The following is a 20,751-nucleotide window of genomic DNA, read 5'->3' as shown; positions in this document are numbered from 1 at the left end:
ACCTGTATACAACGCCCAGTCTGAAGGAAACTATAAAATGAACTGAAATCAAAGGAGGATCACAATGGACAATCAGCAGCAATCTCAAATGCCGCCTTCCGTTATTTCGACAAAGGATCATTTGTATCTCAATGACATGCTGAACTGGAATTTGCTCGCGATGAAAAAAGCGCATTTCATGGCGCAGCAGTGCCAGGATCAAACGTTAAAGCAAGAACTCGATCGCGTCGGACACATGCATCATGATCACTATCAAAGAATATTAAAGCACCTGCAGCCAGGGCAGCAGCAGTCCGGCTACATCCAATAAGGAGGCGTCAGAATGAATCAACAAAATCAAAAAATCAGCAACCCTCAGACACCTGTACCGACAACATCGGAAATGAATGACAGAGATTTCGTCAACGAACTGCTGACAACCGAAAAATACATGACAACAGCTTATTGCACAGCCTTGCACGAATTCAGCCACGAGTCTCTTTATCAGGATATTCAATCCATTTTTGATGAGTCACAAAAAGCGCAAAGAAAACTGTATGACCTCATGTTCCAATATGGATGGTATTCTGTTGAAGCGGAGGATGCCCAAAAGCTGCAGCAATCCTATCAAAAATTCCAGCAGACCATTCAGCAGCAGTCTCCTTATCAGCAGTAACAATATTAGAAAAAGGATACGATGTTCTTTCGGACATCTATCCTTTTTTTTGTGTAAAATCAGTTGACTTTTCATTTACGCTTATTTATATTTAATAAGCATTAACTATTTTGTTATCAAAATATATATACAGTGTATGTAACAGAGGGGAATTGAATATGAAGAGTGCGGATCAGTTAATGTCCGATATCCAATTATCGCTTCAGGCGCTCTTTCAAAAGATACAGCCTGAAATGCTGGAAAGCATGGAGAAACAAGGTGTCACCCCAGCGCAGCTGTTTGTGCTGGCCAGCCTAAAGAAACACGGCAGCCTCAAGATTTCTGAAATTGCCGAGCGTATGGAGGTGAAGCCAAGCGCGGTGACGCTGATGGCAGATCGCCTTGAACAAAAAAATCTTATCGCCAGGACACACAACACAAAAGACAGGCGAGTGATTGATCTCAGTCTAACTGACGAAGGAGACAGAAAGTTCGAGGAGATTTTGGCAGGCAGAAAGGCCATTATGGCACGCTATCTTTCCTTTTTGACGGAGGAGGAGATGCTTCAGGCGGCGCATATTACAGCAAAGCTCGCACAGGCAGCAGCGGAAACGGATGAAAAGCAAAACATGAAAAGAGGAAACGGATGAAAATGAGTAAAGAAGGCAAACAATCCAAACGGACGTTATTAATAACAGGCTTAATTATTGCCATGTTTTTTTCAGCCCTTGATGGCACCATTGTCGGAACAGCCATGCCGAAAATTGTCGGTGATCTGGGCGGTTTGAGCATGATGACCTGGCTGACAACTGCATATTTGTTAACATCAACAACTATTGTGCCAATTGCCGGCAAACTGGCTGATTTATTGGGACGCCGCATTGTCTATGTATCAGGTTTGATTATTTTTATGGCTGCTTCTGCCTTATGCGGAATGGCCAACAACATGACAGAATTGATTATCTTCCGTGGACTGCAAGGAATCGGCGGAGGCATCATGATGCCGATGGCGATGATTGTTATCGGTGACTTGTTCACAGGAAAACAGCGTGCTAAATTCCAAGGGGTCTTTGGCGCGATTTATGGGCTGGCTTCAGTAATTGGGCCGCAAATCGGCGGCTGGATTGTAGACTCGTTAAACTGGAAATGGGTTTTCTATATTAACCTGCCAGTCGGAATTATTGCGGTTATTTTCATTGCAAGAGGATTACAGGGACGCCAGCAGACTGGTCCGATCAACTTTGACATCGCTGGTATTTTCACGATGATTGTTGGTGTTGTCAGCCTCTTGCTCGCCTTAAGCTTTGGCGGAAAAGATTACGCATGGGATTCTTGGCAGATTCTTGGTTTGTTCGCTCTCGCACTGATCGGCATTGTCAGCTTTATTATCGTAGAATCAAAAGCAAAAGAGCCAATCCTGCCAATGTATTTATTTAAAAACAGAACATTTACCTTTCTAAACTTGATCGGCTTCTTTATGAGTATCGGTATGTTTGGCGCCATTACGTTTGTTCCTTTCTTTATGCAAGGAATTGTCGGTGTAAGTGCGTCTGAATCGGGTACAATTATGACACCGATGATGATCTCTATGATTATCACAAGTATTATCGGCGGCCAGCTTGTGTACAAAATCGGAATTAAACCGCAAATCATTACAGGCATGCTGGTTATGGCCGGCGGATTCTTGCTGTTAACGACATTGGATCTTGACACGAGCAAGCTTGTCGCTACATCATATATGGCGATTATTGGCCTTGGAATGGGTCTTGTTATGCCGATTCTGACATTGGCTTTACAGGAAAGCTTTTCGAAAGAGGAGCTTGGCGTTGTCACCTCATCCAGCCAATTCTTCCGTTCTATCGGCGGAACATTCGGCATTACCATGCTGGGAGCCGTAATGAATGCGAGATCAGGAAATCTATTAACAGATAAATTGGTTCCGTATTTAGACTCTCTTCCGGCACAGGCAAGCTCGTTTGCCGCCCAGCTAAAGGGTATGATTGATACAAATCCGCAAGGGCTGCTGCAATCACTGTTCAGTCCGGACGCGGTCAAACAAATCCCTGCGGCTTTCTCATCCCATATTGTGCCGATTTTAAAAACATCGTTGATGGATTCACTCCACAGCGTGTTTTATACAGGCCTGATCTTTATCGCAGTCGGAGCCGTATTTACATTGTTCTTAAAACCTATCAAACTATCAAATAAGAAAACGGGAGAACAAGTGAAAGAGAAAGCGGCAAAAGCCGTTGAATCACCTTCCCATTAATAGAGCACCCCGCGGGTATCAAACCGCGGGGTTTTTTTATTCAATCATCTGGGCCCTTCCATTTCCGAAAGACCAATCCTCATCCTGATTTCCGGCCAGCATGATAAATACATCTTCTTTTCTTACGCCAAGCTCGGAATGAATCCGGCTTGCGATTGAGCGGTAAAGCGCTTTTTTCTGTTCAGTTGTTCTTGATTGTTTCAGTGTAAAATGAATGTATATCAGTTCATCAGTACGCTCAACTTGGAGATAAAATGGATCATAGAAAAATTCGCCTTTTTCATATTGCCTGATGACTTGAAAATAGTCATCTTCCGGCACATTGATTTCTTCAATCATCGATTGGTGGATGGCCCTGCTCAGTTTTTGAAGCCACGCTTCGCTTCTTCCCGTCCGTAAATGAATCTGTACAAATGGCATCTCCCTGCATCCCTCTCTTTACAGTGTCTGTCCGCTGTCAATTGTGATGATTTGGCCTGTGAGTGATTCCTGTTCAACTAGTGAACAAATCAATTTGGCAACATCATCCGGTTCAGCAATATACTGCAGCGGCAAAGAGCCGATCATGCTTTTCATTTTTTCTTCCCGACCAGCCCACCATCTCGTTGCAACAGCTCCTGGTGCTACACCGCTCACTCTGATGTCAGGCGCTAAAGCGTGGGCCAATGATTTCGTTAAACCGTGGACCGCCGATTTTGATACTGCGTAAGGCATAGATGAGCCCGCACCGGTTAACCCTGCGATGCTGCCGACGTTTACGATCGCTCCGGCCTTGCTTTTCTTCATGAACGGAACCACTGCCCGCGCGCAGAAAAACATTCCTTTCACATTGACGGCATACAGCTCATCCCATATGTCTTCTGTCGCAGCCTCAAGATCATCCATTGGAATATGCCGTGTAATGCTGGCATTATTCACTAAAATATCAACCGTGCCGTGTGTGTTCACGATTGCTTGAATCATATCCTGCACTTCGCTGTTTCTGGATACATCTGCTTGGATGGCGAAGGCTTGCCCGCCAGCTTTTTGAATCATTTCCACTGTTTCCTCCGCTTCTGATTGCGAACGTGAATAATTCACCGCAACAATCGCCCCGCGCTTTGCCAATTCCATACTGGCTGCTTTTCCGATTCCAGTGCCGCCCCCCGTTACGAGAGCTATTTTGTTCATGACATTCATTGCCGCCACTCCTTGCTGTTGACTAAAATATATTTCTGATTCCATTGTAATCCAGCTTTGATGTTACGTATAATGATTGTTAAAGATACTTGATATCATTCAGATTGATATCAAATAAAGGGAGGAGTTCAAAATGGAGAGCGGAGATTTACGTGTGTTTCAAATGGTAGCCCGTGAAGGGACCATTACGAAAGCGGCCTTGCAGCTTGGCTATGTGCAATCGAATGTCACGGCCAGAATTCAACAATTGGAAGCTGAACTGGGTACGACGCTGTTTTTGCGCCATAATCGGGGCATGACACTTTCTGCAAGCGGAAAGCTGCTGCTGGACTACGCAAATAAAATTATCGGCCTTCTTGATGAAGCGTCTAAAGCGCTCTCATCCTCCGCAGAACCAAGCGGGCCGCTTATGATCGGCTCCACTCAGACAACTGCCGCGGTAAGGCTTCCAAAGCTTCTGGCATCTTATTATGAAGAACATCCAAACGTCCAGTTGTCTTTAACAACAGGACATACGCAATTTCTCCTTGATAAGGTTCTTCGTTATGAATTGGACGGCGCGTTTATCGGATGCGAATGCAATCATCCTGAGCTCGAATCCTATCCGGCATTTGAGGAAGAACCAGTAGTTGTTTCGGCTGCCTCTGTGTCCGATGTTGAGGAAGCCATCACAAAGCCGATTCTCGTATACAGCACAGGCTGCTCGTATCGAGAAACACTTGAAAAATGGCTGCGCTCCGTCGGTGTCACACAGCCGGTCATTATGGAATTTGGTACGCTTGAAGCAATTATCGGCGGGGTTACAGCAGGTCTTGGCATCTCGTTGCTGCCTAGAACAGTTGTGCAGAAGCATGAGGCAGAAGGATCGATTCAATTGTATCCGCTGCCTGAAACACTCAGACAGATGAAAACAGAATTTATTGTTCGAAAAGATTCGTTTATCAGCAGCGCGCTGCGGACCTTTATGAATTCCTTTGCACCAGGTAAAACGGATGAATCACAAAAAAGCAGCCTGCTATGATGAGCAGACTGCTTTTTGGCTATTGTTTGTTTCGATGCGCTTCATTTAATTCTTTAATATGCTGAATGACATCTTTAATGCCCTGCTTTGCCTCGGGATATGTCGCATTCCAATGCTTAGCGAGCGGAGGCATACTCTTGGCTATATGCGTGTACAGAATCCATTGCTTCACTTCTTCTTTTAGCTCATCGTTTGTTTCACCAAGCAGAAGTTCCGTATACTTTTCCAGCAATCCATCCAGCTGCTCCTGAAGTTTTTGTTCCATTTTCCATCTTCCTTTCGAAAAAACAGCAAGGAGCTTTCTCAAATGAAAGCTCCTTCGCTGGCATTATTTATCCATGTGATGTGAAAGCCGCTTCCTGGACAATGCATCTGCCCCTGCCATGAGGAATGCAAAGAGGCGTTCCGAACAGCGGGTCCTGTGTAACCTGACAGTTCATAGAAAACACATTTTGCACAAGGTCACAAGTGATAACCTCTTCCGGACGGCCTTCTGCATAAATCTGTTTATCTTTTATGGCCACAAGATGATGCGCATAGCGGCATGCCAGGTTTAAGTCATGGAGAACCATAACAATCGTCCGCTCTTCCTTTTCATTCAGCTCAAACAGCAAATCAAGAATTTCAATTTGATGTGTCATGTCTAAATACGTCGTCGGCTCGTCTAGAAGGATGATATCCGTTTCCTGGGCAAGCGTCATCGCGATCCAAGCCCGCTGGCGCTGTCCGCCAGACAAAGAATCAACGGCGCGGTCAGCCATGTCCTCAAGCTTTGTTGCTTTAAGCGCTCTCTCAACTGCTTCCTCATCCTCTTTTGACCACTGCTTCAGCCAGTTTTGATAAGGATATCTACCTTGTTTCACCAGCTGATGCACCGTCAGCCCCTCTGGAGCCGAAGGACCCTGAGGCAGGATGGCAAGCTCTTTTGCGACTTCCTTCGTCGGAAGCTTGGCAATCGCTCTTCCTTCCAGCAGCACTGAACCGCCTCTCGGCTTCATCAGGCGCGCTAATGAACGTAAAAGTGTCGATTTTCCGCAGCCATTGCTGCCAATAAATACGGTAATTTCACCTTTGGGAATTGTTAAATTCAACTCATCAATAATAACGGCATCCCCGTATCCTAAGCTCAGCGTTTCTGTAGAAATTGCACTCATACCCATAACCGCTCCTTTTTGCTGGCTTTTTAGCAGCACTATGTATTGCACGTTTTCTATATACATGCTTTTCAGTCAATTGTCGTCAATGCAAGTGATTCGATATTCAGCCATTTGATATGGTCATCTATCCCACATTGTAGCAGAAAACACTGACTTTGAAAATCATTTTCAATTAGTTTTTTGGACATAATTGGCGTTTATGGTTTATTTATCACATGATTATTTCTTGATTTCTCTGATGGAGCCGTCCTTCAGCTTTAGTTTTAAATCGATATGATCATAATGACTGTCCAGATTAAATGCTGCCAGTACGCTGTGTATCACTTCTGTTTCAGCCATTTGATCTGTCACGGAAAGCTCGCTCAAAATCATTTTCATCTCATCCAATGCTTCTTCTCCCTCCTGACTGACACCGGAGAGCTTATCTTGTATTTCCGCTTTTTCCTGAGTCCCGTTCTTTGTATAGATTCCTTCATAACGATTGTGCTCACCATCCCCGTAGCTTACACGAAGCGAAAAATTGCTGTAGGGAACGGACTTCAGCTGGGTGACGGCTGTATTTTCTCCTTCTGCCTGCTGCTGGTCTTCATGAAGACGGCAGCCCGCAATCAGAACCACTGCGAGACATACAGCCCCGGCTGCTCTGATCAAATGCATATGTTTCCCCCCTGTAGGATTCCATTTGTTTTAGGTATATCCAGAGAATGAAATCCTCATTCAGAGAAGAATTGAAAAAGCCGTGGCATTTAACGCCACGGCTTTTTCTTTAAGATTCGGTCATTTGCAAAAAGGTTTCGGCGTCACGCACAGCCAGCTTGATGGCATTCTCCCAGAAATCGCGCTTCGTGATGTCAGCACCCAAATGCTTCATCGCCAAATCCTCCACTGTCATAGAAGCCGTATCACGCAATAATGCCACATACTTCTCTTCGAATGTGTCTTTTTCTTCAAGCGCCAACGCGTAAATACCAAGAGAAAACAGGTAGCCGAATGTATAAGGGAAATTGTAAAACGGCACCCTCGTGATGTGAAAGTGAAGTTTTGACGCCCAAAAAAGCGGATGATACTCTCCTAACGCATTGCAGTAAGCCTCTCTTTGCGCCTCTTCCATCAGTTCATTCAAGCGGCCGGCCGGTACCACTCCCCGCTTTCGTTCCTCGTAGAATCTCGTTTCGAATAAAAATCTCGCGTGAATGTTCATAAAGAACGCAACGCTTCTTTGCACTTTATCCTCCAGAAGAACAAGCTTTTCTTCCCTCGTCTCGGCCTGCTGGACAGTCGCGTCCGCGACTATCATCTCTGCAAACGTTGAAGCTGTTTCTGCAACATTCATGGCGTAGGAACGGTTTAACGGCCTGACGTCGAGCATTGCTTCCTGATGGAACGCGTGCCCGAGTTCATGCGCAAGAGTAGAGACATTTGAGGCGCTGCCCGAAAATGTCATGAAAATCCGGGATTCCCCGCTGTCAGGAAAACTGGTGCAAAAGCCGCCGACTCTTTTTCCACTCCTGTCTTCCGCCTCAATCCAGCCGTCCCGAAACGCTTTTTCAGTGAATGAGGACAGCTTTTTGCCAAACGTTGAAAACTGGCTGGTAATGATATTTGCGGCTTCATCATACGAATAGACCTTTCCGTCAGAACCGATCGGTGCCTCGACATCGTACCAGCTGAGTTTTTCAAGGCCGAGCATGGATGCTTTCCGGTTCAAAAACTGAACGAACGGCTTCTTGTTTTCAGTGATGACCTGCCACATCGTATCAAGTGTTTCTTTTTTCATCCTGTTAATTTGCAGCGGTTCCTTCAGGACATTCTCCCAGCCGCGCGCTTTATAGGTTTCAAGCCGGAATCCCGCCAAATGATTCAGCGTGCTGCTGAAAATATCTTGCTTGCTCTCCCAAGCTTGGCGGAAACGTTCATATACTGTTTTTCTGACAGTACGGTCTTGATGGTCCATCATATTCTCCGCCTGACCGACAGACAATTGCTTGTTTTCACCGTTTTCCTCATACGGGATCGTCATTTTCCCGACTAACATATTGTATAAGTCACTCCAAGCGTGATATCCATCCACCGCAAGGTTTCCGATCAGTTTTTCTTTACCTGGGCTAAGCTTTTCGGCAACCCTCTGTCTTCTTTCATTTAATATGTAAGAAACATCGCGCAATCCCGGTTTTGTTAACAATTCATTCCACACGTCTTGATCTACGTCCACAAGTTTATGATCTAATGTAACGAGCGACGATTGAAAATCTGCGGAAAGCCGATTCATAAGCGACTGATGTTCTATAGCCTTTTGATCATTGATATTCTGGGCCTGGAGGCAAGCAACGAAAGCGCCGGCCTGCTGAAGCTTGACGGATGTCTGTTCGAATAAATCTAGCAACGCGGTCAGCTTATCAGCCTCTTCAGACGATGCAGGCACCTGAAACGCGTCAGTCATGTCTTGAAATGCACGCAGACTTTGTGACAGCTTCTCAACATACCCTTTGAATTCTTCTGATTGGCTCCCGCCTTTAAAAAATGAATCAAGATCCCATTTTTGGTCTACCCCTTGCAGCGCCATATCACAAAACCCCTTTCCTTCTTTCGTTCTATTATAGAACAATTCTGAATTATTGTATAAAAATTTCTTTTACAGGCGTCATTTCCTGTTCAGGATAGTACAATAGCTGTAGCAGTTTAATAGGAGGGTTAGGATGAATAAAAAAATAGCAATCGTAACAGGAGCATCAAGCGGCTTTGGTTTGCTTGCAGCTGTAAGGCTCGCCCGATCGTTTTTCGTGATTGCCACATCAAGACAGCCTGAAAAAGCGGAACAGCTTCGGGAATTGGCTGCAGCACACAAGGTGTCTGATTCCATTCTCACTACAGCTCTTGATGTCACCGATGAACAATCTATAGTCTCATTCGGAAAAACCATTAGTGCTTACGCCCCGATCGACCTACTCGTCAACAATGCCGGAACGGCTTATGGAGGATTTATCGAGGATGTGCCGATGGAACATTTCAGACAACAATTTGAAACGAACGTCTTCGGAGTGATCCATGTGACAAAAACCGTGCTGCCTTACATAAGAAAACATGGCGGCGCAAAGATTATAAACGTGAGCAGCATCAGCGGACTGACCGGGTTCCCTGCGCTCTCGCCCTATGTAGCTTCCAAGCATGCATTGGAAGGTTTTTCTGAAAGCCTGCGTATCGAGCTGCTTCCGTTCGGTATCGAAACCGCTTTGATCGAGCCAGGCTCATACAAGACATCGATCTGGTCAACCTCGTTATCAAATTTTATGTCGGAGCCTGCTGACGATTCAGCCTATCACCAATACTATAAAAAGATCCTTTCGTACGTTGAAAAAAGCGGAGAAGAAAGCGGAGATCCCCAAGAGGTTGCCGACCTCATTTATCAATTGGCAACAACAAAGCATTTAAAAAAATTGCGATATCCGATTGGAAAAGGCATCAAGCTTACCCTGCTGTTCCGATCGCTTTTTCCTTGGTCTGCGTGGGAATCTATCCTGAAGAAAAAACTATTCAGCTAATCTAAATTATAATTATTATAATTTAGTATTGATTTTTATTTAGTATATGATATAATTAAGTTAACAGATCACAAGGAGGACGTTATCTTATGAAAACTGAAAACGCAAAAACAAATCAAACATTAGTTGAGAATTCAATGAACACACAATTATCAAACTGGTTTCTTTTATACTCTAAGCTCCACCGTTTCCATTGGTATGTGAAAGGACCTCATTTCTTTACATTGCACGAGAAATTTGAAGAACTTTATGACCATGCGGCTGAAACAGTCGATACCATCGCTGAGCGTCTGCTGGCGATCGGCGGGCAGCCTGTTGCCACAGTGAAAGAATACGCTGAGCATGCATCTATCACAGACGGCGGAAACGAAACATCAGCCTCAGAAATGGTACAAGCATTGGTTAACGACTACAAACAAATCAGCAGCGAATCTAAATTCGTGATCGGCCTGGCTGAAGAAAATCAAGACAATGCGACAGCGGACTTATTTGTCGGATTAATTGAAGAAGTTGAAAAACAAGTGTGGATGCTTTCCTCTTATTTAGGATAGCAAAAAAGCTGAACCTTAATTGGGTTCAGCTTTTTGTTTTCTTCTTAGCTTGAGCTGCTTTCTGTCTGCTTCGTCAGTGTCACGTTCAACGTTTTCGTTTTTCCATTTCGCAGCACTTGGATTGTTGTTTGATCTCCGACTTTTAAGTCTTTGTAAAGGATCTGGCGGATATCCGCGCTGCTTTCCACGTCTTTGCCGTTTAGTTTGACAATAACATCCTCAGATTTTATGCCTGCTTTTGCCGCAGGTGAATTCGCTTGAACTTCTTTTACATAAACACCTTTGCCTAACTGATCTCCAAACAAGCCGAGCGTATTTTCCTGATAGGTTTCAGGAACTTGCGCCATGTCAATCATTTGCACGCCCAAAAACGGACGATCCACTTTTCCGTTTTTCAGCAGCTGGTCAACAATCGGCTCGACATCATTGCTTGGGATCGCAAATCCGAGTGATTCCACACCGCTTTCGCTCACCTTCAAGCTGTTGATGCCGATGACCTGGCCGCTTGCATTGATTAACGGACCACCGCTGTTCCCCGGATTGATCGCTGCATCAGTTTGCAGCACGTTCATTTCCACCGTGCCCTGTGTTGTATCCACATCAATTGTCCGGTTCAGACCGCTAATGATGCCTTGTGTCACCGTACCGGAAAACTGCTGTCCGAGCGGGTTGCCGATAGCGATTACCTTTTCGCCCGTGCGCAGCTGTGAAGAATTACCAAAGCTCGCCACTTTTTTGACGTTCTTTCCGCTGATTTCCAAAACCGCCAAATCAGTAATGGTATCGCTGCCGACAAGCTTGGCAGTTTCCGTTTCTCCGTTGTATAGCGTAACAGTCAGCTTGTTCGCGCCTTCAACGACATGGTTGTTTGTAATGATATACGCTTTATTGCTGTCTTTTTTGAAAATAACACCTGACCCGGTTCCGCTTTCACTTTCTGAGCTGGAGCCGCCGCCCGTGCCGAATGTGTTATTTTGAGAGGTTTGGATATTTGAAATTCCGACAATCGTCGGCTCTAAATCCTCTACCATATCAGCTACGTTTGAAGCGTTCGTTATCGGTGTCGAAGTAAAATTATCAGACTGCACCTGTTTATTTGCAGAAGCGGTCTCGGTCGCCTGATTTTGGTCTGACGGCAGATAAGGCGCGATGCCAAGCATAAGGCCCCCGCCGATAATACCGCCTAAAATCGGGCTTAGCCATGCGGCTCTCCGTTTCTTTTCTTTTTTCACAGCCGTTTCTTGCTTTTCCATTTCTAACGCAGAAGCTGTTTCCTGCCGTCCCGCATCATACGACACAGGCGCGTCAAGCAATTCTTGTTCAGAATGTCCTATCAGCTTCTGGTTTTCTGTATTAGACTGTTCTGTATGTGAAGGTTCTGTTTGATGTTGATCGTTTTGGTCATCACGTCGATAATCCATGTTCTTGCACTCCTTTAACGGTTATTCATTTATCGTTACATATTCATCGCATGTACAAGTTCAATTGTCCCAATAATGAGGAGAAAAGCAAAGCACCAAAATAGAATATGTTTGATCATCCTACATCTTCCTCGCTCTTTTTCTCTTCCTTTCTTCCCTTAACCATATCATAAACAAACATTGTGGGATAAAAATGAAAAGAATATGTGAAATTATGAAAATTGCCAGCCGTATGTTAAAACTAGTTTATAATGACGTTGAAAGGATGTGAAGAGCCTTGTCATACACCATTTATCTAGTTGAAGATGAGGATAACCTGAATGAACTGCTGACGAAGTATTTAGAGAATGAGGGCTGGAACATTACATCTTTTACGAAAGGTGAAGACGCCAGAAAGAAAATGACACCGTCTCCCCACCTGTGGATTCTCGATATCATGCTGCCGGATACCGACGGCTATACATTAATTAAAGAAATCAAGGCGAAAGATCCTGACGTGCCGGTCATTTTTATTTCCGCCCGTGATGCAGATATTGACAGAGTGCTTGGCTTAGAGCTTGGCAGCAATGACTACATTTCAAAACCGTTTCTGCCGCGGGAGCTGATTATCCGTGTGCAAAAATTGCTGCAGCTTGTATATAAGGAAGCTCCTCCTGCACAAAAAAATGAAATTGCCGTCTCCTCATATCGGGTCGCTGAAGACGCGCGCGAGGTCTATGATGAAAACGGAAATATCATCAATTTGACGTCGAAGGAATTTGATCTCCTGCTATTATTTATCCATCATAAAGGGCATCCATACTCTCGTGAGGATATCCTCTTAAAAGTATGGGGACATGACTACTTCGGAACAGACCGGGTCGTTGATGACCTCGTTCGGAGACTGCGCAGAAAGATGCCAGAATTGAAGGTGGAGACGATTTACGGTTTCGGCTACAGGATGATGTCATCATGAAAAACAAACCGCTCGCGTTTCAGATATGGGTTGTTATCTCCGGCATCCTGTTAGCGATATCGATTTTACTGCTCGTGTTATTTTCAAACACGCTGCGCGATTTCTTCACCAATGAAACGTATACGACGATTGAAAATGAGCAGCATGTTCTGACGGAGTACCGCCTGCCGGGTTCAATTGAAAGGCGCTATTACAGTGAGGAAGCGACGGCGCCGACAACAGTCCGCTCCGTACAGCACGTGCTCCTGCCTGAAAATGAAGATGCTTCTTCAGACAAGGATTTAAGCATTCTGTCGTCTTCGTTTATCCACAAAGTATACAAGCTGGCTGATAAGCAGGAGGAAAAAAAGAAACGGTACAGCGCCGACGTCAATGGAGAGAAAGTGTTTTTTGTCATTAAAAAGGGACTTTCCGTTAATGGCCAATCAGCGATGATGCTCTCTTACGCGCTTGATTCTTATCGGGACGATTTGGCCTACACCTTGTTCAAACAGCTTCTGTTTATTATAGCTGTCGTCATTTTATTAAGCTGGATTCCAGCCATTTGGCTTGCAAAGTATTTATCAAGGCCACTCGTATCATTTGAAAAACACGTCAAACGGATTTCAGAACAGGATTGGGATGACCCAGTAAAAGTAGATCGGAAAGATGAAATCGGCAAATTGGGCCATACCATCGAAGAGATGCGCCAAAAGCTTGTGCAAAAGGATGAAACAGAAAGAACTCTATTGCAAAATATCTCTCATGATTTAAAAACACCGGTCATGGTCATCAGAGGCTATACACAATCAATTAAAGACGGGATTTTCCCTAAAGGAGATCTTGAAAACACTGTAGATGTCATAGAATGCGAAGCGCTTAAGCTGGAGAAAAAAATAAAGGATTTATTATATTTAACAAAGCTGGATTATTTAGCGAAGCAAAAAGTGCAGCACGACATATTCAGTATCGTGGAAGTGACAGAAGAAGTCATCGAACGATTGAAGTGGGCGCGGAAAGAACTATCGTGGGAAATTGATGTAGAAGAGGATATTTTGATGCCGGGTGATCCGGAGCAATGGAACAAACTCCTCGAAAACATTCTGGAAAATCAAATCCGCTATGCTGAGACAAAAATAGAAATCAGCATGAAACAAGATGATCGAAATATCGTGATCACCATTAAAAATGACGGTCCGCATATTGAAGATGAGATGCTCTCCAGCCTCTATGAGCCTTTTAATAAAGGGAAGAAAGGCGAATTCGGCATTGGTCTAAGCATCGTAAAACGAATTTTAACTCTTCATAAGGCGTCTATCTCAATTGAAAATGACAAAACGGGTGTAACATACCGCATATCAGTGCCAAAATAGACTGTAGATGTTTTTGCAGTCTATTTTTTTATGTGAAAGAATAGCCGCTAAAATCTCTGTAATTTGTTTTGAGCGGCTGTTTGCATTGATGAACCCATTTTTTCTCTGACAAGGTCTGCTTCGGATATTTGACTTTCTCCACTTTGATACCTCTGTTTCGCAAGCGGCTGATCATTTCGTCCAATTCTCTCATTCTAGATTCACCCTTTCGCTTGAGCTTTGACCATTCGGTCATCTCAATTTATAATATAAATAATACATGATAAAAAAACAAGTTACAATAAGGTTAATTTTATAACAGAAGGTGTGACTATATGGTCATATCCTAGCAGGCCTCAGGGCTCCGAAAGGGTGGAACCATTGAAGGAAAAAGAAAAGCTGATTATTGAAACAGCCTTAAAACTGTTTGCACAAAAAGGATACAACTCAACATCAGTTCAAGAAATCGCAAAAGAATGCAAAATATCTAAAGGCGCTTTTTATATTTATTTTCCTTCGAAAGAAGCGCTTCTTCTGTCTATGCTGAACTACTATTATGATAAAACGTTTACCCGAATTTTAAATATTAAAACGAAGGACGAAAGCCCCAGAACGGCTTACCGCAAACAGCTGACCGTACTCTATGAAAACATCCTTGAACACAAGGATTTTATCAGCATGCAAATGAAGGAAGGTTCTCTGCCTTACACAGAGGAAGTGGAGCAGTGCGCCAAAAAAATCCGCCAGTCCTCACTTCAATTTCATATCGACAGTCTGCTGAACATCTACGGAAAAAAAGCGGAACCGTACACTGCAGAGCTTTGTTTTTTAATAGAGGGCATCAGCCAGATTTACCTGGAATGCATGATTTTGCTCGGATACACTGTGAAGCCAGATCAATTAGCTGATATCATTATGAATAGAATTGATGATATGGTAAAAGGCATGTCTGAACGAAACGAAAAGCCTTTCATCACATTGGAAGAGGCGAGCTCTTTATTTGGGCCTCTTACGCACGGCCGGCCTGACCCGCTGACTGAATCGATTGTGAAAATCCTACGTGACAAAATTAACAGCTTACACACAAACTCCTCTCTTGAATTATCGGAGAGCTTGGATATACTTGAAGCAGAAATGAAGAAAAAAACACCGAAGCTGGCAATTATAAAAGGGATGATTCATAATCTGACGGAGTCTGAAGCGCTCGCCAAAGATGCGGAGCAGCTTAAATATTTATTAAAACAGCAACATATTTAGAAGAACGGCTGCTTAAAAAGCAGCCGTTTTTTCTTTCTATTACGCCTTTGGTTTTACCATGTCTTCCGGCTTAACCATTTCGTTAAATTGCTCCTCTGTCAGCAATTCAAGCTTCAAAGCCGCTTCTTTGAGTGTCAATCCCTCTTTATGGGCAAGCTTGGCGATTTTCGCCGCGTTTTCATAACCGATATGCGGGTTCAGCGCCGTAACAAGCATTAATGAATTTGACAGGTTTTCCTGAATGGTTTCTTTATTAGGCTCAATACCGACAGCACATTTATCATGGAATGAATTCATGCCGTCACTGAGCAGCTGCACAGATTGCAGGAAGTTGTAAATAATAACAGGCTTAAACACGTTCAGTTCAAAGTTCCCCTGACTTGCCGCAAAGCCGATTGTCGCATCATTCCCCATGATTTGCGCTGCGATCATTGTTAACGCTTCGCTTTGTGTCGGGTTGACTTTACCAGGCATAATAGAGCTGCCCGGCTCATTTTCAGGAATGACGATCTCTCCGATGCCGCAGCGAGGCCCGCTTGCCAGCCATCTGACATCGTTCGCGATTTTCATTAAGTCAGCCGCAAGCGCTTTTAATGCGCCATGCGCATAAGTGATTTCGTCATGGCTTGTCAGCGCGTGGAATTTATTCGGCGAGCTGCTGAACGTTTGGCCAGTCAGTTTGGTGATCTCTTCTGAGACAAGCTCTCCAAACTCTGGGTGGGCGTTGATACCCGTTCCGACAGCCGTTCCACCGATTGCAAGCGCACGCATTTTATCAGTCGCTTCCAAAATCATTTCCTTCGAACGGTCCAGCATGTAAACCCATCCGCTGATTTCCTGTCCGAGGGTCAGTGGCGTAGCATCCTGAAGATGCGTGCGTCCGATTTTGACAATATCATTGTATGCTTTCGCTTTCTCATCCAATGTATTGCGAAGCTGATCAAGCGCCGAAGACAAGCTGCTCATAAACAGCCAAAACAGCGGCAACATGCATCGCAGTCGGGAATGTGTCGTTTGAACTTTGGCTGCGGTTCACGTCATCATTTGGATGAATCGTTAGATCAGAGTTCTTCTCTTTTAATAAAGCAGTCGCACGGTTGGCTACCACTTCGTTCATGTTCATATTGCTTTGTGTGCCGCTTCCGGTCTGCCATACAACAAGCGGGAAGTTGTCATCGTACTTGCCTTTGAGCACATCATCACAAACTGCTGCAATCGCTTCTGCTTTTTCAGCATCCAGATTGCCAAGGCGTTTATTAGCAAGAGCCGTGCTTCGTTTTAATATTGCAAACGCCTTCACAACACGCATCGGCATTTTTTCAGAACCGATCTTAAAGTTCTCCTTGCTTCGCTGTGTTTGGGCGCCCCAAAATTTATCAGCAGGAACTTTTACTTCTCCCATGGTGTCTCGTTCAATTCTGTATTCCATTTATGTATCCCTCCATAACGGTTGCTTCAATAGATCATAATTCGCCAATGACACCAAAAATCCTTTTTATTTTTCGATCTTGGCAGATTTTAATTTTAATTCAAGATATACGCGGGAATCCTTTGAATATTTGTATTTTGGATTCGTCCTGCCGTACTCCTTTGATGTATAAGAGACATCATAATGCTGTTCAAATGATCTGATGAGCTGTTCGATTTCTTCTTGTTTACCAGCAAGCCTTACCTGTGCCACTTCGTCTCCTCCGCTTTCATAAAAAAACTTACTCCATGAAATACTCTAACACAGTATATCATTTTTTTAACAGGAAAAGATAACCTCTACTAAGGTTTTGGATAAGAGGTGACCTCATTGGAACAAACAGAGTTTAAAGAATATATACACGATAATTTAGCATTGTTGCTTCCAAAATTAAAAGAAAACGATGATCTTGTGAAAAATAAAAAAATGCTTGCGAACGGATTGGTTTTTTACTATCTCTATTTCAGTGAACTGACTGATGAGAATAAGGTGTCAGAAGCCATTAAAACTTTGATCAAAGATGAAGAGACCTTAACGCTTGACCAGGTCAAAAAACGCCTTGACCAGCTTGACGCAAGACCTATTGAAACCGCAAAAAAAACGATTGAATCGATTCTCAACGGCAATTGTGCTGTGTTTATCAACGGATTGGACAAAGCATATATTCTGAGCACAGGAAAGAAAAAAACAAGAAGCCTGACAGAGCCGACAACTGAAAAAGTGGTTCGCGGCCCAAAAGTTGCGTTTGTAGAGGATATCGATACAAATCTCGCTCTGATCAGACAAAGAACCTCTCATCCGAAATTAATCACCAAAAAAATCATGATTGGCGAAAACAAGCTGAAGCCTGCAGCCATTATGTACATTGAGGGCAAAGCAAAAAAGTCCGTCATAAAAGAAGTGAAAGCACGGCTTAAAAATATCCAGCTGGAGGATATCCAGGACAGCGGAACGCTTGAGGAACTCATTGAAGATAATAAATATTCACCATTTCCGCAGATTCAAAATACGGAGAGACCTGACAAGGTATCTTCAGCCCTGTTTAACGGCCGTGTGGCAATTTTGGTCGACAGTTCACCATTTGTGCTGCTGGTGCCGGTTTCTCTCGGCATCCTGATGCAGTCCCCGGATGACTACTATGAACGCTGGATTTCAGCATCTCTTATCCGGTCGCTGCGCTTTGCTTCTATCTTTATCACCTTGTTTTTGTCATCGATTTATATTGCACTTGTTTCCTTCCATCAGGGGCTGCTGCCAACCGCACTCGCCGTTACAATTTCGGCAAACAGGGAAAATGTGCCGTTCCCTCCGATATTTGAAGCCTTGCTGATGGAAGTAACCATCGAGCTGCTAAGGGAAGCCGGACTGCGACTCCCCAATCCGCTCGGACAGACGATCGGCCTCGTCGGGGGCGTAGTTATCGGACAGGCGGCTGTAGAAGCGAATCTCGTCAGTTCGATTATGGTCATTGTCGTCAGTGTCATTGCCCTAGCATCCTTTACCGTTCCTCAGTACGGGATGGGGCTTTCTTTCCGGGTGCTGCGTTTTATTTCGATGTTTTCCGCCGCTATTTTAGGGCTGTACGGCATTATTTTATTTATGCTTGTCGTTTATACGCACTTAACGAGACAAACGAGCTTTGGGTCTCCGTATTTTTCGCCAAACGGATTCTTCAGCCTGAAAAATACGGATGACTCCATTATCCGTCTCCCAATTAAAAACAAACCAAAAGAGGCGAATAATCCAAATGAGCCAAAAACAGACTCCACTAAAACTTAATACCTTTCAAGGTATTTCTATTGTTGCAAATACAATGCTTGGGGCCGGACTTTTAACATTGCCGCGAGCGCTGACCACTAAGGCTAATACGCCTGACGGCTGGATCACGCTGATATTAGAAGGTTTCATTTTTATTTTCTTCATTTATGTAAACACGCTCATTCAGAAAAAACATCAATACCCTTCACTCTTTGAATATTTGCAGGAAGGGCTTGGGAAATGGATCGGCAGCATCATCGGCCTTTTGATCTGCTGCTATTTCCTCGGCGTAGCCAGCTTCGAGACTCGGGCAATGGCTGAAATGGTGAAGTTTTTCCTGTTGGAGAGAACGCCAATTCAAGTCATTATTTTAACGTTTATTTGCTGCGGTATTTATTTAATTATTGGGGGCTTAAGTGATGTGTCGCGGCTGTTTCCCTTTTATTTAACGGTAACCATTATTATTTTGCTGGTTGTGTTCGGGATCAGTTTTAAAATTTTTGATATTAATAATTTGCGTCCTGTTTTAGGCCAAGGCCTTGGCCCTGTTGCAAACTCCCTTACCGTCGTTTCCATCTCTTTTTTAGGAATGGAAGTGATGCTGTTTCTTCCTGAACATATGAAGAAAAAGAAATACACGTTCAGATATGCATCACTAGGATTTTTGATTCCGATTATCTTATATATCATTACTTATATTATCGTTGTCGGAGCTTTGACCGCTCCCGAGGTGAAAACGCTGATTTGGCCGACTATTTCTCTCTTTCAGTCCTTTGAGCTTAAAGGCATATTCATTGAACGGTTTGAATCATTTTTACTGGTGGTCTGGATTATCCAGTTTTTCACCACTTTTGTCATTTACGGATACTTTGCCGCTAACGGGCTAAAGAAGACATTCGGATTATCGACGAAAACAAGCATGGTGATTATCGGCATAACGGTCTTTTATTTTTCTCTCTGGCCGGATGACGCCAATCAAGTCATGATGTACAGCGATTATCTTGGCTATATTTTTGTCTCCCTGTTTCTGCTTCCCTTCATTCTCTTTTTCATTGTAGCTCTCAAGAGGAGGATTAAAGCAAAATGAAAATCCGGATTTTATGTATGTTTATATGCACCCTTTTGCTTTCCGGATGCTGGGATAGCGAGAATATCGAGGAATTAAGCTTAGTGATCGGAGTAGGCTTAGACAAGCCCGGCGATAAAAATTTAGAGCTGACACAGCAGATTCTCGTGCCGAAAAAAATCAGCGCCAAGGAGGGCTCTTCATCTGACCCGACACAGCTGTCTATCACAAAGGGTGAAACTGTCCATCAAATGATGAGAACCTCTGCATTAAAGCATAATCCTACGTTTTCACAGCATTTGCGACTTATTCTGCTTTCCAAGAGCGTGATTGCGGATGAGATTGGAATGGACGCGATCATTAACCAGTTTGTCAGAGACAACGGAACAAGGAGGAGTTCCTACGTCTTTATCACCAACGGCCGAACTAAGGATATATTTAAAATGAATGATGAAGGCGAACCCGCATCCAACGTGATATATGATCTGACAGAAAATAATAAGGTGACGATCAGAATGATGGAGCCTGTTACATTGGGGGAGATCTCAGAACACTTAACCTCTGACGATTCATTCCTTATCCCTCATGTCGGTGAAGAAAACGGGAAGCTCGCGATAAACGGAGCCTCTATCATCAAAAACAAATTATGGCATCGGGATCTCACCCCGATTGAGATTCAAAATGTCAACTTATTTTCAGGCACTGTCGAAGGAGGCGTCATTGACTTGAAGCGCGATGGCCATCTCTTTTCTTATGAAGTATATTCGAGCAATCGGAAAATCAAGACGGACTACAAGGACGGAAAGTTCAAATTCACCGTCACCCGCACGATTGAAGGGCGTCTATCTGAGGACTGGAATCCCAGTGAAGATTCGTTTAAGGATTCATATATTAAAAGCATTGAAAAGACAGTCGAAAAACAGGTACACAAAACAGTAACGACATTTATTACAGAGAAGCTGCAGAAAGAGATCAAAGCGGATGTGACCGGATTGGGAAACCAAGTCAGAATTCATTATCCTCAAAAGTGGAAAAAGATCGCAAGAAAATGGGATGATGATTATTTCAGCAATGCGGAAATAGACTACCGGGTCAATGTGATTGTCAGAGACTTCGGAACGAAAGGCGCAAACAAATAGGAGCCG

The 20,751-nt window shown here is 43.9% G+C and carries 22 protein-coding genes and 1 pseudogene; 13 read left to right on the top strand and 10 right to left on the bottom strand.

Translation table 11 applies throughout. The annotated features are described in order from the left end of the window. Positions 1-64: 64 nt before the first annotated feature. The 4 genes from QA442_RS05300 to mdtP all read left to right on the top strand — a co-directional run bounded on the left by QA442_RS05300 (position 65) and on the right by mdtP (position 2,903). Positions 65-310 (top strand): hypothetical protein, encoded by a 246-nt coding sequence (locus QA442_RS05300; protein WP_003228567.1) that lies wholly within the window; start codon positions 65-67, stop codon positions 308-310. A 12-nt stretch (positions 311-322) separates the two neighbouring features. Next, complete coding sequence (locus tag QA442_RS05295; protein WP_003222766.1) at positions 323-655, top strand: spore coat protein; 333 nt, start codon at positions 323-325, stop codon at positions 653-655. A 158-nt stretch (positions 656-813) separates the two neighbouring features. After that, entirely contained in the window at positions 814-1,284 is a 471-nt protein-coding gene (mdtR, locus tag QA442_RS05290; RefSeq protein WP_014665318.1) for a MarR family transcriptional regulator MdtR, read from the top strand. Next, complete coding sequence (gene mdtP / locus QA442_RS05285) at positions 1,281-2,903, top strand: multidrug efflux MFS transporter MdtP (protein WP_080478275.1); 1,623 nt, start codon at positions 1,281-1,283, stop codon at positions 2,901-2,903. Before mdtR ends, mdtP begins: the two co-directional genes overlap by 4 nt. A 36-nt stretch (positions 2,904-2,939) precedes the next feature. Here the strand turns inward: mdtP and QA442_RS05280 are convergent, their stop codons facing one another. After that, positions 2,940-3,323 (bottom strand): tautomerase family protein, encoded by a 384-nt coding sequence (locus QA442_RS05280; protein WP_095431855.1) that lies wholly within the window; start codon positions 3,321-3,323, stop codon positions 2,940-2,942. A gap of 18 nt (positions 3,324-3,341) precedes the next feature. Beyond that, positions 3,342-4,082 (bottom strand): SDR family NAD(P)-dependent oxidoreductase, encoded by a 741-nt coding sequence (locus QA442_RS05275; protein ID WP_095431856.1) that lies wholly within the window; start codon positions 4,080-4,082, stop codon positions 3,342-3,344. A 133-nt stretch (positions 4,083-4,215) separates the two neighbouring features. Between QA442_RS05275 and QA442_RS05270 the strand changes: the two genes are divergently transcribed. Beyond that, on the top strand, positions 4,216-5,103 hold the full coding sequence (locus tag QA442_RS05270) for a LysR family transcriptional regulator (protein ID WP_095431857.1): 888 nt from the start codon (positions 4,216-4,218) through the stop codon (positions 5,101-5,103). A 19-nt stretch (positions 5,104-5,122) separates the two neighbouring features. Here the strand turns inward: QA442_RS05270 and QA442_RS05265 are convergent, their stop codons facing one another. From QA442_RS05265 to QA442_RS05250, 4 genes are all read right to left on the bottom strand, one after another. Continuing rightward, complete coding sequence (locus QA442_RS05265; protein ID WP_080487994.1) at positions 5,123-5,410, bottom strand: YusU family protein; 288 nt, start codon at positions 5,408-5,410, stop codon at positions 5,123-5,125. A 25-nt stretch (positions 5,411-5,435) separates the two neighbouring features. After that, positions 5,436-6,263 (bottom strand): ABC transporter ATP-binding protein, encoded by an 828-nt coding sequence (locus QA442_RS05260; protein WP_079288351.1) that lies wholly within the window; start codon positions 6,261-6,263, stop codon positions 5,436-5,438. A 216-nt stretch (positions 6,264-6,479) separates the two neighbouring features. Next, positions 6,480-6,917 (bottom strand): YusW family protein, encoded by a 438-nt coding sequence (locus tag QA442_RS05255; protein ID WP_095431858.1) that lies wholly within the window; start codon positions 6,915-6,917, stop codon positions 6,480-6,482. Positions 6,918-7,026: 109 nt separating this feature from the next. After that, the gene (locus tag QA442_RS05250) at positions 7,027-8,823 is read right to left on the bottom strand and encodes a M3 family oligoendopeptidase (protein WP_095431859.1); all 1,797 of its coding nucleotides are present in this window, start codon (positions 8,821-8,823) and stop codon (positions 7,027-7,029) included. A gap of 133 nt (positions 8,824-8,956) precedes the next feature. Here QA442_RS05250 and QA442_RS05245 point away from each other — a divergent pair, with 133 nt between their 5' ends. Then, complete coding sequence (locus tag QA442_RS05245) at positions 8,957-9,799, top strand: oxidoreductase (RefSeq protein WP_095431860.1); 843 nt, start codon at positions 8,957-8,959, stop codon at positions 9,797-9,799. An 89-nt stretch (positions 9,800-9,888) separates the two neighbouring features. Then, entirely contained in the window at positions 9,889-10,350 is a 462-nt protein-coding gene (gene mrgA, locus QA442_RS05240; protein WP_014665328.1) for a metalloregulation DNA-binding stress protein MgrA, read from the top strand. 44 nt (positions 10,351-10,394) lie between these two features. Here the strand turns inward: mrgA and htrB are convergent, their stop codons facing one another. After that, complete coding sequence (gene htrB, locus QA442_RS05235) at positions 10,395-11,771, bottom strand: serine protease Do-like protein HtrB (protein ID WP_095431861.1); 1,377 nt, start codon at positions 11,769-11,771, stop codon at positions 10,395-10,397. Positions 11,772-12,048: 277 nt separating this feature from the next. Between htrB and cssR the strand changes: the two genes are divergently transcribed. Both cssR and cssS read left to right on the top strand, forming a co-directional pair. Beyond that, entirely contained in the window at positions 12,049-12,726 is a 678-nt protein-coding gene (cssR, locus tag QA442_RS05230) for a two-component system response regulator CssR (protein WP_095431862.1), read from the top strand. After that, entirely contained in the window at positions 12,723-14,078 is a 1,356-nt protein-coding gene (gene cssS / locus QA442_RS05225) for a two-component system sensor histidine kinase CssS (protein ID WP_095431863.1), read from the top strand. The genes cssR and cssS overlap by 4 nt, the downstream gene beginning before the upstream one ends. Before the next feature lie 28 nt (positions 14,079-14,106). Here the strand turns inward: cssS and spxO are convergent, their stop codons facing one another. Then, positions 14,107-14,271, bottom strand: a complete 165-nt coding sequence (spxO, locus tag QA442_RS05220) for an anti-adapter protein SpxO (protein WP_095431864.1) — start codon at positions 14,269-14,271, stop codon at positions 14,107-14,109. Between the two features lie 167 nt (positions 14,272-14,438). Between spxO and QA442_RS05215 the strand changes: the two genes are divergently transcribed. Further along, complete coding sequence (locus tag QA442_RS05215; RefSeq protein WP_095431865.1) at positions 14,439-15,314, top strand: TetR/AcrR family transcriptional regulator; 876 nt, start codon at positions 14,439-14,441, stop codon at positions 15,312-15,314. Positions 15,315-15,353: 39 nt separating this feature from the next. Here the strand turns inward: QA442_RS05215 and fumC are convergent. After that, positions 15,354-16,743, bottom strand: a pseudogene (gene fumC, locus QA442_RS05210) (class II fumarate hydratase). A 66-nt stretch (positions 16,744-16,809) separates the two neighbouring features. Then, positions 16,810-16,995 (bottom strand): YvzF family protein, encoded by a 186-nt coding sequence (locus QA442_RS05205; RefSeq protein WP_003244599.1) that lies wholly within the window; start codon positions 16,993-16,995, stop codon positions 16,810-16,812. 117 nt (positions 16,996-17,112) lie between these two features. Between QA442_RS05205 and gerAA the strand changes: the two genes are divergently transcribed. Genes gerAA through gerAC form a run of 3 tightly spaced genes read left to right on the top strand, consistent with a single transcriptional unit; the run spans position 17,113 to position 20,745 of the window. Further along, positions 17,113-18,561: a spore germination receptor protein GerAA gene (gene gerAA, locus QA442_RS05200; RefSeq protein ID WP_069150287.1), complete on the top strand. Its 1,449-nt coding sequence runs from the start codon at positions 17,113-17,115 to the stop codon at positions 18,559-18,561. Next, entirely contained in the window at positions 18,530-19,627 is a 1,098-nt protein-coding gene (gene gerAB, locus QA442_RS05195; protein WP_071580857.1) for a spore germination receptor protein GerAB, read from the top strand. The genes gerAA and gerAB overlap by 32 nt, the downstream gene beginning before the upstream one ends. Continuing rightward, entirely contained in the window at positions 19,624-20,745 is a 1,122-nt protein-coding gene (gene gerAC, locus QA442_RS05190; RefSeq protein WP_071580858.1) for a spore germination receptor protein GerAC, read from the top strand. Before gerAB ends, gerAC begins: the two co-directional genes overlap by 4 nt. The last annotated feature ends 6 nt before the right edge of the window (positions 20,746-20,751 follow it).

It is taken from the genome of Bacillus stercoris (genome assembly GCF_029772985.1).
GTDB lineage: Bacteria > Bacillota > Bacilli > Bacillales > Bacillaceae > Bacillus > Bacillus stercoris.
The sequence above is the reverse complement of the archived record's forward strand: the minus strand, read 5'-3'. Positions and strand labels throughout refer to the sequence as shown.